The sequence below is a fragment of the Corynebacterium glaucum genome (assembly GCF_002287505.1).
Classification (GTDB): Bacteria; Actinomycetota; Actinomycetes; order Mycobacteriales; family Mycobacteriaceae; genus Corynebacterium; species Corynebacterium glaucum.
Genome location: NZ_CP019688.1, coordinates 1,791,102 through 1,805,122, shown reverse-complemented (window position 1 = coordinate 1,805,122; position 14,021 = coordinate 1,791,102). Strand labels below are relative to the sequence as shown.

The following is a 14,021-nucleotide window of genomic DNA, read 5'->3' as shown; positions in this document are numbered from 1 at the left end:
AGGTAGGGTAGTGCACACAATCTTCGCTAGATTTTCATGACTCCAAAGGAGCACGACATGGCCGACGAGAAGTTCTACTACAACCCCGCTACCGGCGAGGTCACCCAGGGCAAAGTGGACTCATGGGATAGCCGGATGGGCCCCTACGACACCCGCGAGGAAGCGGAGCAGGCCATCGCGATCGCCGCAGAACGCACGAAGCGCGCCGATGCCGCTGACCAGGCTGATGACAACTGGGGCGCCACCCCGTCCTGGGAGCGGCGCAACTAAGTCGAAAAGTCGCTTGCGAGCGCCTACCGCCGCGGCGTGACCAATCCAGCGTCGTAGGCGGTGATCACCAGCTGCACCCGGTCCCTCGCGCCGAGCTTGCTTAGCAGGTGTCCGACGTGGCTTTTGACCGTGGTCTCGGCCATGTGCAGCGCCGCGGCGACTTCTTGGTTGCTTAACCCCTGCGCGATCGCGGTAAGCACTTCAAGCTCGCGCGGCGAAAGTTGCGCCTCCAGCTTGGCCGCGAGCGCGGCCGGGCTCTGCGCGCCCATGTGCGGGCGGAACCGCTCGATTACCCGCGCAGTGGCGGTCGGTGCAAGCATCGCATTGCCGGCCGCCACGGTGCGGATGCCTGCGAGCAGATCCTCCGCACCGCAGTCCTTGAGTAAGAACCCCGACGCTCCGGCGGCGAGCGCTTCGTAAACGAACTCGTCGCGGTCGAACGTGGTCAGCGCAATCACGCGGGTGGGAATTCCCGCGGCCGTGATGGCCCGCGTCGCCTCGATCCCGTCCATCCGGGGCATGCGGATGTCCATGCAGCACACATCCACCGCAAGCCCGCCCTCCAGCAACTCAAGCGCCGCGCGTCCGTCAGCGGCCTCGCCGACCACGTCCATATCGCCCGCAGTGCTGAGCACCAGGCGGAAGCCGGTCCGCACCAGCTCCTGGTCGTCGACAAGCAAAATGCGAATCATAGGGCACCCTCCGAAACTGCGAGCGGCACCTGCGCAACCACTGCGAACCCTCCTTCGGGGCGGGGGCCTGCCGAAAGCTCGCCGCCGGCGCTGCGGGCACGCTGGGTCATGTTGGCGATCCCGCGGCCGCGCGCGCCGTCGAGTTGCGGAGCTTTGCCATTATCGACGACTTCTACGCGGACCTGCCCAGCGTGCTCGGTGACCCTGACCTGCGCTTGGGCGTCCTCGCCCGCGTGGCGCATGACGTTGGTCAGCGACTCTTGGACGATGCGGTAGAGCGCGACCTGGGCGGAGGGGGCCAACTGGATTTCTGCGAGGTCGACGGTGCTGTGGAGCTCGAAGCGGTTGCCCGCGGGGTCGCACGAGCGCACGAGTTCCGGCAGCTGCGACAAGGTGGGCTGCGGGGTGTGGTCCTCTGGCGGGGCACCGACCGCGCGCACGAGGGCGCGGGTTTCCTGCAGCGCGTGCACGGCCGCGTCGTGGGCGGCGGTGACTGCGTCGCGGGCAGCTGGGGGAGCGGCGGGCGAGTGCTTGAGCACGTGTGCCGCGGCGTCGGTTTGCACCGCGATCACCGAAAGCGAATGCGCAAGGATGTCATGCAGATCGGCCGCGATGCGGGAGCGTTCCTGCTCCACCGCGAGCTGGGTGGTGAGGTGGCGGTCGCGCTCGGCCTGCGCTGCCTGGGCGGTGAGCATCGCCGCGCGCTCGCCCTGCATGCGGATAACCACGCCAAGCAGCACCGCGCCGAGTACCGGCACCGCGGAGATGAGTAGGACGGGGATAGGGTCCAGGATCCACTCGACGATGGTGCGCGCCGGGCGGTCCGTTGAGCTATTCCACCGGAACCAGGTGTGGGCGGTCATCGCGAGCACTGCGGCGGCAGTCCACCAGCGGGTGCGCTTCGGGTCGCGGTGCGCGGCGATGACGCACAGGCCCATCAGCGGCACCACGTTGCCGGAGGTGAGGTCCCCGGACTCGGCAACCCGGCCCAGCACCACCTGCCCGATGAGCGCCGGCGCGCTCAGCGCCACGGTTAGCTCGGGGAAGACGAATAGGAACACGAGCGGCAACGTGAACGCGAGCGCCAGCAGCAAGATCGGCCACTCATGCGCGAGGGGGTAACGCGCGAGCGCCCCAATCGCCACCAAGGGGTACGCGAGCAGCGCAACCAGCCCGCCCCACGCCAGGGGGCGGGCTTTGACGCGCTCGGCGAGTTGCTCAACCATGCGCCGTATTCTCCTTGCTTGCCCGCACGAAGCGCATCCTCCTGGGGTAGATGAAAACTGTGTACCGCAGGCCGATGTGGTGCTGCCTGCGCACTGGGCACACTACCGCCCATGACACCTCATCCTTTGTTGCGCGTTCAGGCGCTAGAGAAAACCTACGGCGCGGGTGCGGGCGCGGTCCGCGCGCTTGACGGGGTCAGTCTGGATGTGCCGCGCGGGCAGTTCGTAGCCATCATGGGCCCGTCCGGATCCGGCAAATCTACGCTTATGCAATGCGCCGCTGGCCTGGACACCGTGGATGCGGGCCAAGTGTTTTTGGACGGCGATGAGCTCACCGCCATGCGCGATGACCAGCTCACCGTCACCCGTCGCGACCGCATCGGCTTCATCTTCCAGGCATTCAATCTGCTGCCCACGCTCAACGCGCGCGACAATATCGTGCTTCCGTTGACGATGGCGAAGCGTGGCGTCGACAAGCAATGGTTCGATCATGTTGTGGCCATGCTGGGCCTTAAGGATCGCCTCGCGCACCGCCCGACGGAGCTTTCCGGCGGCCAGCAACAGCGTGTCGCGGTGGCGCGGGCGTTGATCACCCAGCCGGACATCATCTTCGCCGACGAACCCACCGGCGCGCTCGACCAAGCCACCAGCGAGACCCTCATGCAGTTTCTGCGCCGACTTTCTAACGAACTCGGGCAGACACTCATCATGGTCACCCACGACTCGGCAGCCGCGAGGTGGTCCGACAGGATCATTGAGCTTTGCGACGGTCGCGTTACCCACGACACCGCCCCCAGACAGGTGGGCTAACGTGCGCCGTGTCTTACGATCTTCGCCTGCAACGCTGATCGCGGTCCTCTTTGCCACCGCGCTGGTGGTGTTCACCACGATGATCCAGGCCGGCGTGCGCGGCGACCTCGAGCGCGCCGTGCTCACCGCCACCGGTGACGCCGACGTGGTCGTCACCGCCCCCAGCGGCGCGGACCTGCCGTCGAGTCTTTCGGATCAGATCCGTGCGCTGCCAGGCGTTGCGGAAGTCGCCGAACAGGTGGCTGGCACAGCAATCATCGACGATGAGCTCGGTGCGGCCATCGGAGTGCAATCGCTTAACGACGACACCCTGATCCGCCTTACCGCCGGCCGCATGCCCAGCGATGACAACGAAGCCGTCCTGGTGGAGGTCCCCGGCAAGCCCACGCGCTACCTCACCGGCGCCGAGATCACGGTCGAAGGCTACGGCGGCGGTACCGAAACGATCACCATTGTCGGCACCGCGACGGCGAAGCCCGGCGCGACCGCGGAGCCAGCGCTGTCCACGCTCGTTTGCTCGCCCCGCGCGGCCCAACGCCTTTTGGGGCTCGAGGGGAGCACCGCACTTCTCGCCCACGCGAGTGGCAACGTCAACCAGGCTCACGGGGAGATCGCCGAGGCGGTTGCCGAATCCGGCCACGTTGCGACCGTCGATAATGGCGATGCCTTTGTTGCTGCCAACGCTTCCAAGTATGCGGCCGGGACCCGCACGATCATGCTCGCGCTGCAGCTGCTCACCGCGGTGGCGTTGCTGGCCGCGCTCGTGGTGATCGGCAACAACTACCGCCTGCAGCTCGCACGCAGTACCCGCGAGATCGCTTTGCTTCGGAGCATTGGCGCTTTGCGACGGCAAGTGTTCTCCGCAGTCCTCGCCCGTGCTGCGTCCGTCGGTGTGCTCGGTGCGCTAGGCGGGTTCGTGCTGGGCGCAGTGGTCGGTGCGGTAGTCGGCGCTGCGGTACTTCAGGGACTGCCAGCGGCAGCTTCACAACTGGGATTTTGGGTGCGGCTAATCGTACTAGCACTGGCGGCAGGGGTGATTCCGAGTGTGCTTGCGGCGCTCTGGCCCGCGAAGCTGGCAACCCGCGTGGCTCCGATCGAGGCGCTCCGCCGCGCGGAACCGGCTAGCGAGGTTGGCGGGGCTGGCGGGGCAGGCGGTGTTGAACGTGGTCGCCGCCGCGTACCCCGCCGTATCCGCCTTGCAGCCGCGTTCGCGCTGCTCGTCGCTGGCGTTGGTGTGACTGTGGCTGGCGGGTTTGCCGCCTCGATTGTGCTTGTGGTGCTGGGCGCGCTCGCCGCGTGTGCCGGGTTGCTGTTGGCTGCAGCGCCGATTTTCACGTGCGCGGCCCTGGGACTGGGCCTGACTGCCGGAACCCGAGTTGGGTCGCAAGCTGACTTGGCGCGCGAGCAGCTGCGCCGCAATCCCGGGCGCTCCGGCGCTACCGCCGTCGCGGTATGGATCGGCACCACGTTGATGGCGGCGTTGTTGACGGGCAGCGCCACCGCCCAAGCCACACTCGCCGAGGTTTTCGAGGGTGCGACGCCAATGGACATCACCGTCACCCCAAGCGGTAGCGCCGAAGATCTTGCCGAACTGTCGGCCCAGATCAGTCAGCTCACCGAAGTTGCCGCCAGCGCTGTGGTCGCTGATGTCATGCTCGACGCGTCGTTCTCAGCATCACCGGACGGCGGCGGTCCGATGACGGTCGCGGCATGGAACCCGCAGTTGAGCAGCGTGCTCCGCACCGATGCGGTGATCCCCGGACCAGCGCCGGGGACGATCATCCTGCCGCCAACACCGGAGACCACCGGAGGGTCGGGTCCTGGCACCGTCACCTTGCGGCAGCCGGGCACCGAGCACGATTTCGCGGTCACCGTGGTTGACGGAGCGCCGATTATGGGTATTGTGCATCCGTCTGACCTTGAGCGTTTCAACGAGGCGTCGTTAAGCGTGTGGGTGAAGCTGGTGCCCGACGCGGACCCGCTGGAAGCGATGGACGCGATCGCACAGCTACCTGGCGTGGTGGCGCTGAGTAGCCCCGCCGTGCAACGGCTCGAGGCCAACGCGGAGATCGCGCAGTTTGTCGCCCTGGGGCTCGCGTTCCTCGCCGTGGCACTGCTGATTGCGGTGGTGGGGTTGTCCAACACCGTCGCGCTGTCAGTGACTGAACGCACCCGAGAGATTGGGCTCCTGCGCGCGCTTGGCGCCCTGCGCAGTCAGATCACCGGCATGATCTTGGCGGAAACGCTGTTACTCGCATCGGCCGCCAGTCTCATCGGCATGGCGTTCGGAGTGCTGTTCGGGATCGCTGGCGCTCATGCGCTGCTCGGCGGCGAACAGCTCTACGTGTTCGCGGCCGTCCCGTGGCTTTCCCTCGCCGTTCTGCTCGTGGGCCTACTCGCAGCGGCAGCATTGGCGGCACTGGTGCCGGCGCGCCGGGCGGCGGCCATCCCGCCGGTCGCAGCGCTCGTGCATTAGCGACGAGCCACGAGCCGCTAACGCCTAGGACTTCACTTTCTTGAACGCTTTCTTCAGGTTGCGCATCGCCTCGTCGTATCCGGCGAGCGCGGCATCACCACGCGCTAATTCGCGCTGGTAGAGGATGCCGTACGAGAAGGTGTCCTCGCCGCGCTCGCGGGCTTCGCCGGAAAGGCGCAGGATCCGATCGCGCGAGGTCACCGCGTCCTGGAAGTCTCCCAGCACCTCCTGCATCGCTTTCGCGGCCTTGGACAGGCGCCCGGTCTTGATCCCGGCGGACTGCGCCGCAGCCGTCGCATAGCGAAGCTTTTTCACGGCCTTGCGCACATCGTGGACATATTCCTCACGCTCGTGCAGCGGCAGGTCGGTGTCGTGGTAGAACTCATCGACCTTCTTGTCGCGCTTGATCACCTTCTTATACGCCTTCTCCAGGTGCTCCAGCATGATCGCGCGCGACTCCTTCTCGCTGACCTTGCTCTCGGTGCCGCCCTCGTCGCTTTCCGAGTCGTCGTCGCTCGCGGCCACCGGCGGGTTCGCCAGCAGGTGGTCGATGTCGTCGAGCATGTCCATGAAGCGATCGGAGTTGAGCATCTCGACGATCTCGGCATGAGCCGCCTCATAATCCTTGCGCATGTCCTGTTCGACATGGGCGCGGGCAGTGTCGTCGATAAGCCCGCTCTCGTCGGTGTCCAAGAGCTCGGCGAATCGCTCCTCGACGACCTCCGCATCGCGCGCCTCGCCGAGGACCGCTGCGGTCTGCTTCAGCTCGCGCTCAAGCTCCTCGAGCTGGTCGCCTTCGAGGATGCCCTCGAACGTCTCCAGCAGCGAGCGCATCTCGCGCGTAGCCACGCGCAGCTGGTGCACGGAATCCCACTCGTCGGCCCGCACGCGCGGCTCCCACGCCACAATCTCGTCGCGCTGCGCGCGCAGGGCATCTACCACCGCGGCGGCCGGCGAGTCTTCGTCCAGACCCTGCGACTGCAGGTGGGGCGGCAGGGGAGCGGTTTGCACCGTCTCACCCAATGCGGTTGCAAGCTTTGAGGGTGACGACGACTTGCGCGCCCCCGAAGCGATCAAAAACGACGTGGCCTGACGGATCAGGTCGTCGCCGTCTTCGGTGCCTGCAATCGCCTCGGCGAGCTCGACCTCCCACTCGCGCCACGACGTGCGCTCGCCGCCTGGGAGCAGGGACCACGCGGTGACGTGGTCGTCGCAAAACTCTGCGATCGCTTCGCCCTGTTCGGCGGCGAGCTTCGACTCCACGCGGCGGTTGTCCACCTGCGCGATCGGTTCGAGCGGCTCGTTGCGCACGATGGCGCGCACCTCGTTGAGCAGCTCTTCGGGCACCTTTGCCGGATCCTCGATGGGTACGCGCAGTTCTTTGCGCCCGCCCGCGGTCGGCAGCTTCATGTGCCAGCCGTCGTCGGCGCCACCGGTGCGGCGGCGCAGCGTGATCTTCTCGCGGGTCAGGCGCAGGTCGGCGGTGTCGTAGTAAATCGCGGACAGGTCGTGTTGCTCGGTGCCAAGCATCGATGCCACGCCGGGCAGCTGGGTGAGGTCAGGTACACCGGTGTGCTCATCGACGGCGAGTTTCACCTCGACTTCCAGGTGGCGCTCAGCGGCTTTGGAATTCGTCTTCTCAGCCATGATGTCTCCTCATTCGTTGGTCTACCTCAACTATAGACAACCGCGCGCTCTGTAAAAGATTGCAAAGTTTTACAAAACGGCCTTAAAAGGGAGTGAAGGCTGAGGGCGCAAACCTGGTTCGGGAGGGCGTTTGAAGGGGCCGTCGATAAGCAAACGAAAAGCTAGAGTTGCCACTATGAGCTCACAGACTGACAACGTCCTGCGCCGGGTGGAAGAGCAGGACATCGGCTTCATCCGCCTCTGGTTCACCGACATCGCGGGCAGCCTGAAGACCGTGATGATGGCGCCGGCCGAGCTGGAGAGCGCGTTCGAGGAGGGTGTGGGCTTCGACGGCAGCTCGATTGAGGGGTTTAGCCGCATTTCTGAATCCGACACCCTCCTGCGGCCCGACCCGTCGACGTACCAGCCGCTGCCGTTCGATGAGGACACCGGTATTCAAACCGCGCGGATGTTCTGCGACATCACGATGCCCGACGGCGACCCGCTCTACGCCGACCCACGCCACGTGCTGCGGCGCCAGATGCATGCCGCACGCGAGATGGGCTTTGAGTTCTTCGCTAGCCCCGAGATCGAGTACTACGTGGTCAAAACCGACGGCGAGGGAGGGATTAAGCCGAGCGACAAGGGTGGCTACTTCGACCAGGCGAAACGCAACGAGGCGCCGAAGCTGCGCCGCGAGGCGATCTCCGCGCTGGAATACATGGGCATTACCACCGAGTTCTCCCACCACGAGGCGAGCCCCGGCCAACAGGAGATCGACCTGCGCCACACGGATGCGCTGACGATGGCGGACAACATCGTCACCTTCAAGTACCTGGTGAAAACCGTTGCAGAGACCAACGGCGTGCACGCCACGTTCATGCCGAAGCCGTTTCCGCACCTCGACGGCTCCGCGATGCACACGCACTTCTCGCTGTTCGAGGGCGAGACGAACGCCTTCCACGATCCGGACGACGAGATCAGCATGTCCAAGGTGGGCCGCCAGTTCATTGCCGGCATCATCGAGCATGCCCGCGAGATCTCGGCAGTGACCAACCCGTGGGTGAACTCATACAAGCGCCTGCAGTTCGGCTCCGAGGCCCCGACCGCCGCGACCTGGGGCATTTCTAACCGTTCCGCGATGGTGCGCGTGCCCACGTACCGCCTGCACAAAGCCGATTCCCGGCGCATCGAGGTCCGCTCGCTCGACCCCGCCTGCAACCCCTACCTCGCATTCGCCGCGGTGCTCGCCGCCGGGCTGAAGGGCATCGAGGGCGGCTACGAACTCGACGATCCCGCTACCGACGACGTCTTCGCGCTTACCCGCCGCGAGCGCCGCGCGATGGGGTATCGCGACCTGCCCGGTTCCCTCGACCAGGCCCTGCGCTTCCTCGAGCAGTCCGAGTTCATGGCCGAGGTCCTCGGCGAGCAAGTCTTCGAGTTCTTCCTGCGCACCAAGTGGGACGAGTGGCACGAGTACACCTCCCAGGTCACCCCGTGGGAGATTGAAGCGGGGCTCGACCTGTGACGCAGCTGCCCAGCCCCGCGAAACTCGGCCTCACCTCACCGCGCGCCGCCGAGGACCTCGAAGCGCTCGGCTTCGACTCCGACGAGTTGCGCTGGACACTCGCCGGCGCCGGCGACCCGGACCTCGCGCTCAACAACACCCATCGCTTCATGCAGGCATCGGGGGAGTGGATCAAGGTCCGCACATTGCTTATCGACGACCCCGTCTACCGCACTAAGTTCTTCGCCCTGATGGGAGGCTCGACGGCGCTCGCAGACCACCTCGTCGCCCACCCAAAACTCTGGCAAGAGCTGGCCAAAGACGTGCCGAGTTCGGAGGAGGCGCTGCAGGTGATGCTCGGCGCGGTGGACGCGCAACCGGCCGGCGCTGATCCCACCGATGCCGCCGCCGGCGCTGACTCCGATGCCGCCGACACCGCATCCGCCGACCTGTCCACGCCCGGCACCTACCGCGCCGGAGCCGCCTTTGACGCGCCGGGCTCCGGCAACGAGCCGCTGCGCGACGCGCACCGCACCTTGGTCATGCGTGTTGCCGCTGCCGATCTCGCCGGCACCTTCGCGGACACCAAGGGTGTCGCCGAAGCCGATCAGCTTGGCTACCGCACGACCACCGAAGCACTCACCGCGATCGCCGACGCAGCACTCACCGCCGCACTCGCGCTGGCAGTGCGCCGTGTCTACGGCGACGAGGACCCCGACGCCCGACTCAGCATCATCGCCATGGGCAAATGCGGCGCCCGGGAGCTCAACTACATCTCCGACGTGGACGTGATCTTCGTGTCCGAGCCCGTGACACCGAAGATCACCCGCACCGCCTCCGAATTCATGCGCATCGGCACCGCGTGCTTCTTCGAGGTGGATGCGAATCTCCGCCCCGAGGGCAAGTCCGGCGCGCTCACCCGCACCCTCGACTCCCACCTCGCCTACTACAAACGCTGGGCGGAGACGTGGGAGTTTCAGGCCCTGCTGAAGGCGCGTCCGATGACTGGTGACATGTCGCTGGGCAACGCGTACGTCGTAAAGCTTGCTCCCTTGGTGTGGAAGGCGAGCCAGCGTGAGAGCTTTGTTGAGGATGTCCAAGCGATGCGGCGGCGCGTGCTGGACAATGTGCCGGAGGATGTCCGTTCGCGCGAGCTGAAGCTTGGCTACGGGGGCCTGCGCGATGTCGAGTTCGCGGTGCAGCTGCTGCAGCTCGTGCACGGACGCATCGATGACACGCTGCGCACCCCCAACACCAGCGACGCGCTGAAAGCCCTGCGCGACGGCGGCTACGTTGGCCGCGACGACACGAAGAAGCTGGTTCGCGCCTACGAATTCCTCCGCCTGCTCGAGCACCGTCTGCAGCTGCAGCGCTTCAAGCGCACCCACCAGCTGCCCGATGCCGACGACGAGCGCCGCACCCTCTGGCTCGCCCGCGCCGCCGGCTTCACCCCGGGCAAGCGCCGCTCGACGGATGAGGAGATGTTCAAGCAGCTCAAGAAGGTGCGCGAGACCGTCTCCACGCTGCACGAACGCCTCTTCTACCGCCCGCTTTTGAACTCGGTGGTCGACCTCTCTGTCGGCGAGGCCACCCTGTCCTCGGAAGAGGCGAAGGCCCGCCTGGCCGCGCTCGGCTACCGCCACCCGGCGCGCGCCTACGACCACCTCACCGCGCTGGTCAAAGGCAACTCGCGCAAGGCGAAGCTGCAGACCATCCTCCTGCCCACGCTCATGTACTGGCTCGCCGGCACCGCCGACCCGGGCGCAGGCCTGCTCAACTACCGCAAGCTTTCCGACGCAGCCGAGGACAAGAGCTGGTTCCTGCGCATGCTTCGCGACGAAGGCGTTGTTGGCCAGCGCCTCATGAAAATCCTCGGTAACTCGCACTACACCTCGGGCCTCATCATCTCCGCGCCCGAAGTCGTCAAAATGCTTGGCGACGGCTCCAACGGACCGCGGTTGATCGAACCCGCACCCGACCAGGTGCACAAGGCGATCGTCGCGGCATCCAAGCGCTACCAGGACGATGCCGACAAGGCCGTGAACGTCGCGCGTTCGCTGCGCCGTGCGGAACTCGCCCGCATTGCGAGCGCGGACCTGCTCGGTTTCATGGAGGTTAGGCAAGTGTGCGAGGAACTCACCATCGTTTGGGACGCGGTGCTGGAAGCAGCGTTGCTGGCTGAGATTCGCACTGACTTGGCTGAACGTGGCGTCGATAAGCCTCCTGCCCGGATTGCAATTATTGGCATGGGCCGGCTTGGTGGTGGGGAACTGGGTTACGGCTCGGATGCGGACGTGATGGTGGTGGCGGAGCCGGTGCGCGGCAGCGATGCGTACGAGTCGGACGACGACGCGCTGGCGTGGGCGGCGCGCATCATCGACCAGATGCGGAAGCGCCTGGCGAAGCCTTCGGGTGACCCGCCGCTGGAGGTCGACTTGGGGCTGCGACCCGAGGGGCGTTCCGGGCCGGTGGTGCGCACGATTGCGAGTTACGAGCGTTACTACCGCGAGTGGGGCGAAGTGTGGGAGAAACAGGCGCTGCAACGTGCGACGACCGTTGCTGGTGATGAGACCGTAGGCGTCGCGTTTTTGCGGATGATCGATGCGTTCCGGTACCCGGAAGGCGGGGCGTCGATGAGCGATGTGCGCGAAATCCGCCGCATTAAAGCGCGCGTGGACAACGAGCGCTTGCCGCGCAACGCCGATCGTTCTGTGCACACGAAGCTGGGGCGCGGTGCGTTGGCGGATGTGGAATGGACGGTGCAGCTGCTGACCATGATGCACGCGCACAACCGGGACGGGTTGCGCACGACCTCGACGTTGGAGGCGCTGGATTACCTGGCTGAGCTCGACGATGCTGAGATCCTGCCTGGTGCGGAGGCGCGTGTGCTGCGCGAAGCGTGGCTGACCGCGACACGGGCGCGCAACGCGCTTGTGCTCGTCTCTGGCAAGCGTACGGACCAACTGCCAGCGCCTGGGCCGCACCTGGCGCAGGTTGCCGGCTCGGCTGGTTACCACCCCGATAGCCAACAGGAGTTCTTGGAGGACTACCTGCGCATCACGCGCCGGGCGCACCGCGTGGTGGAAGAGGTGTTTTGGGGCGAGACGCCGAGCCTGGAGTTCGAGTAGCGTGCGCCCGCGGGTGCGCGCAGGTGCGCGCGGGTGCGCTGCCCGCCGCCCGCGCCAAACCCGGATAGTTGGCACCCTTTATGTGTGCAGACTCGGACGTAAGGCCTCGTAACTATCCGGGTTTGTGGGAACTATCCGGGTTTGGGCGCAAAAGCCGGGCGGCGGGAGCAAAACCTCAGGGCTAGTAGCGGGCTAGTAGCGCCCCGGCTGACCGCCTATGCTGACGGGCATGGCTGTGCACATCTCCATTGACCTGGACAACGCGACGTACACCGACCTTGTTGCGCTGGTGGACGCTGCTCGCGTCGCCGGTGTCGACCCATCTGCGCAACTCGCGCTGGAACACACCACGCTGACCATTGAGGTGGAAGCGTCGAAGCCCGCACCGCAAAACCTCGCGGCCCGCGAACCCGCACGCCAGGACGAGGAGCCGCACCGCCCGCTGCCGCACTTGGGGGATGCGGCGATCCGCTCTGTGGTGGACATCCTCACCGGACGCCAGGAGCCGCCGCGCAGGTAAACGCGGTTGGGATGATCGTCGATAAGCGAAAAGCTCCCTCGAGTAAGCTGATCGGCTGTGGATTACATCTCAACCCGCGACAAGCACGCGACCGCCGAAACCTTCACCGACATCCTGCTCGGGGGCTTAAGCCCCGACGGTGGGTTGTACATGCCGGCGGTATACCCGCAGCTCACAGGGGAGACTCTGAACGCTTGGCGCCAGGTGCTTATCGACGGGGGCTATGCGGCGCTCGCGGCCGAAGTGGTGAAACTCTTTGCCGACGATATCCCGTCGCGCGTAGTCGAGGACCTGACCGCGAAGGCCTACAACACTGACAACTTTGCGCACGAGGAGATCGTGCCGGTGAGCCAGCTGGAGGACGGGCTTTACGTGGCGCACCTGTCGGAGGGGCCGACCGCGGCGTTCAAGGACATGGCGATGCAGCTGCTCGGCGAGCTGTTCGAGTTCGAGCTGACCCGCCGCGGCGAGGAGATCAACATCCTCGGTGCGACCTCGGGAGATACCGGCTCCTCGGCGGAGTACGCAATGCGCGGGCGCGACAACATCCGCGTGTTCATGCTCACCCCGGCTGGGCGCATGACCCCATTCCAGCAGGCGCAGATGTTCGGGCTGGATGACCCGAACATCTTCAACATCGCCCTCGACGGTGTCTTCGACGACTGCCAGGACGTGGTCAAAGAGGTCAACTCGGACGCGGCCTTCAAGTCGAAGTACACCATCGGCGCGGTGAACTCGATCAACTGGGCGCGGCTGCTGGCGCAGGTGGTGTACTACATCTCGAGCTACCTGAAGGTCACCGAGTCGAACGACGAGCGCGTGAGCTTCTGCGTGCCCACAGGCAACTTCGGCGACATTTGCGCAGGCCACGTGGCTAAGCAGATGGGTCTGCCGATCGACCGTCTGATCGTGGCCACGAACGAAAACGACGTGCTGCACGAGTTCTTCCAAACCGGCGAGTACCGCCCGCGCTCGGCCGCGGAGACGGTGGCAACCTCCTCGCCGTCCATGGATATCTCCAAGGCTTCGAACTTTGAGCGCATGCTTTTTGACGCCACGTCGCGCGACGCAGTCCTCACCGCCGAGCTCTTTGGCACGAAGGTGAAGGAAGGCGGCTTCGGCCCGGATGATCTGGGCGGCCGTGGCGAGGAGATTCTCACGCGCATCCGCGACGAGTTCGGCTTCATGTCCGGCAAGTCCACACATGCGGATCGTGTGGCGACCATCAAGGCGACGCACGAGGACAACGGCGTGCTCATCGACCCACACACCGCGGACGGTGTCTTCGTAGCCCGCGGCGTGCGTGACCAGGTGGAGACGCCGATTATCGTGCTGGAGACGGCGCTGCCGGTGAAGTTCGCTGACACCATCGTTGAGGCGCTGGGTGAAGCGCCGGAGATTCCGGAGCGTTTCGCTGGCATCATGGACGCGGGCCGCCACGTTGCGGATCTGCCGAACGATGCGGAGGCCGTGAAGGAATTCATCGTCGACGCGATTGAGAACACGGAGGTTTAACCAATGGCACAGGAGCAGTTCGCGGGTCCGGAGCAGTACACCGAGTTCGACCCGGAGAAGTTCATCCGCGACATGAAGATCCAGGCGGAGGAAAAGAGCAAAATCGACGGGCTGCTGCCTGAGGGCAAAGCCGCTGAGACGAAGGACGCCGACGCCGCCGACGAGGACACCGGCGCAGAGACCTCGTCTCAGGTGTCGGAGGCCTCGTCGAAGTCCACTCATTCGGGGGAGTAGGGCCCAGCCCGCCGCTT

11 protein-coding genes are annotated in these 14,021 nt (G+C 65.9%); 8 read left to right on the top strand and 3 right to left on the bottom strand.

Features of this window, described 5'->3' with window-relative positions:
• The first annotated feature begins 36 nt into the window (after positions 1 to 36).
• Positions 37 to 270, top strand: coding sequence for a hypothetical protein (locus CGLAU_RS08755; protein ID WP_415877127.1), 234 nt, complete (start codon positions 37 to 39; stop codon positions 268 to 270).
• Positions 271 to 293: 23 nt separating this feature from the next.
• Here the strand turns inward: CGLAU_RS08755 and CGLAU_RS08750 are convergent, their stop codons facing one another.
• Entirely contained in the window at positions 294 to 962 is a 669-nt protein-coding gene (locus CGLAU_RS08750; RefSeq protein WP_095660365.1) for a response regulator, read from the bottom strand.
• The gene (locus CGLAU_RS08745) at positions 959 to 2,188 is read right to left on the bottom strand and encodes a sensor histidine kinase (RefSeq protein WP_095660364.1); all 1,230 of its coding nucleotides are present in this window, start codon (positions 2,186 to 2,188) and stop codon (positions 959 to 961) included. The genes CGLAU_RS08750 and CGLAU_RS08745 overlap by 4 nt, the downstream gene beginning before the upstream one ends.
• 111 nt (positions 2,189 to 2,299) lie before the next feature.
• On the opposite strand from CGLAU_RS08745, the gene CGLAU_RS08740 reads away from it, so the two are divergent.
• Both CGLAU_RS08740 and CGLAU_RS08735 read left to right on the top strand, forming a co-directional pair.
• Positions 2,300 to 2,998 carry an ABC transporter ATP-binding protein gene (locus CGLAU_RS08740; protein WP_095660363.1) on the top strand — a complete coding sequence of 233 codons (699 nt, stop codon included), beginning with the start codon at positions 2,300 to 2,302 and terminating at the stop codon, positions 2,996 to 2,998.
• A gap of 1 nt (position 2,999) precedes the next feature.
• Positions 3,000 to 5,474 (top strand): FtsX-like permease family protein, encoded by a 2,475-nt coding sequence (locus CGLAU_RS08735; RefSeq protein ID WP_095660362.1) that lies wholly within the window; start codon positions 3,000 to 3,002, stop codon positions 5,472 to 5,474.
• A gap of 24 nt (positions 5,475 to 5,498) precedes the next feature.
• Here CGLAU_RS08735 and CGLAU_RS08730 read toward each other — a convergent pair whose 3' ends face one another.
• Positions 5,499 to 7,121, bottom strand: coding sequence for a CYTH and CHAD domain-containing protein (locus CGLAU_RS08730; protein WP_095660361.1), 1,623 nt, complete (start codon positions 7,119 to 7,121; stop codon positions 5,499 to 5,501).
• Positions 7,122 to 7,296: 175 nt separating this feature from the next.
• On the opposite strand from CGLAU_RS08730, the gene glnA reads away from it, so the two are divergent.
• The 5 genes from glnA (at position 7,297) to CGLAU_RS08705 (ending at position 14,004) form a co-directional block, all read left to right on the top strand.
• On the top strand, positions 7,297 to 8,628 hold the full coding sequence (gene glnA / locus CGLAU_RS08725) for a type I glutamate--ammonia ligase (RefSeq protein WP_095660360.1): 1,332 nt from the start codon (positions 7,297 to 7,299) through the stop codon (positions 8,626 to 8,628).
• On the top strand, positions 8,625 to 11,735 hold the full coding sequence (locus CGLAU_RS08720; protein ID WP_095660359.1) for a bifunctional [glutamine synthetase] adenylyltransferase/[glutamine synthetase]-adenylyl-L-tyrosine phosphorylase: 3,111 nt from the start codon (positions 8,625 to 8,627) through the stop codon (positions 11,733 to 11,735). Before glnA ends, CGLAU_RS08720 begins: the two co-directional genes overlap by 4 nt.
• A gap of 229 nt (positions 11,736 to 11,964) precedes the next feature.
• Positions 11,965 to 12,255 carry a hypothetical protein gene (locus CGLAU_RS08715; RefSeq protein WP_095661144.1) on the top strand — a complete coding sequence of 97 codons (291 nt, stop codon included), beginning with the start codon at positions 11,965 to 11,967 and terminating at the stop codon, positions 12,253 to 12,255.
• Positions 12,256 to 12,312: 57 nt separating this feature from the next.
• Complete coding sequence (gene thrC, locus CGLAU_RS08710; RefSeq protein ID WP_095660358.1) at positions 12,313 to 13,770, top strand: threonine synthase; 1,458 nt, start codon at positions 12,313 to 12,315, stop codon at positions 13,768 to 13,770.
• Between the two features lie 3 nt (positions 13,771 to 13,773).
• Positions 13,774 to 14,004 carry a hypothetical protein gene (locus CGLAU_RS08705; protein WP_095660357.1) on the top strand — a complete coding sequence of 77 codons (231 nt, stop codon included), beginning with the start codon at positions 13,774 to 13,776 and terminating at the stop codon, positions 14,002 to 14,004.
• Positions 14,005 to 14,021 lie beyond the last annotated feature (17 nt).

Excerpts from the sequence above, each read along its gene's own strand:
- CGLAU_RS08755 (WP_415877127.1), top strand. The coding sequence starts at position 37 with ATGACTCCAAAGGAGCACGACATGGCCGACGAGAAGTTCTACTACAAC.
- CGLAU_RS08750 (WP_095660365.1), bottom strand. The coding sequence starts at position 962 with ATGATTCGCATTTTGCTTGTCGACGACCAGGAGCTGGTGCGGACCGGC.
- CGLAU_RS08745 (WP_095660364.1), bottom strand. The coding sequence starts at position 2,188 with ATGGTTGAGCAACTCGCCGAGCGCGTCAAAGCCCGCCCCCTGGCGTGG.
- CGLAU_RS08740 (WP_095660363.1), top strand. The coding sequence starts at position 2,300 with ATGACACCTCATCCTTTGTTGCGCGTTCAGGCGCTAGAGAAAACCTAC.
- CGLAU_RS08730 (WP_095660361.1), bottom strand. The coding sequence starts at position 7,121 with ATGGCTGAGAAGACGAATTCCAAAGCCGCTGAGCGCCACCTGGAAGTC.
- glnA (WP_095660360.1), top strand. The coding sequence starts at position 7,297 with ATGAGCTCACAGACTGACAACGTCCTGCGCCGGGTGGAAGAGCAGGAC.
- CGLAU_RS08715 (WP_095661144.1), top strand. The coding sequence starts at position 11,965 with ATGGCTGTGCACATCTCCATTGACCTGGACAACGCGACGTACACCGAC.
- CGLAU_RS08705 (WP_095660357.1), top strand. The coding sequence starts at position 13,774 with ATGGCACAGGAGCAGTTCGCGGGTCCGGAGCAGTACACCGAGTTCGAC.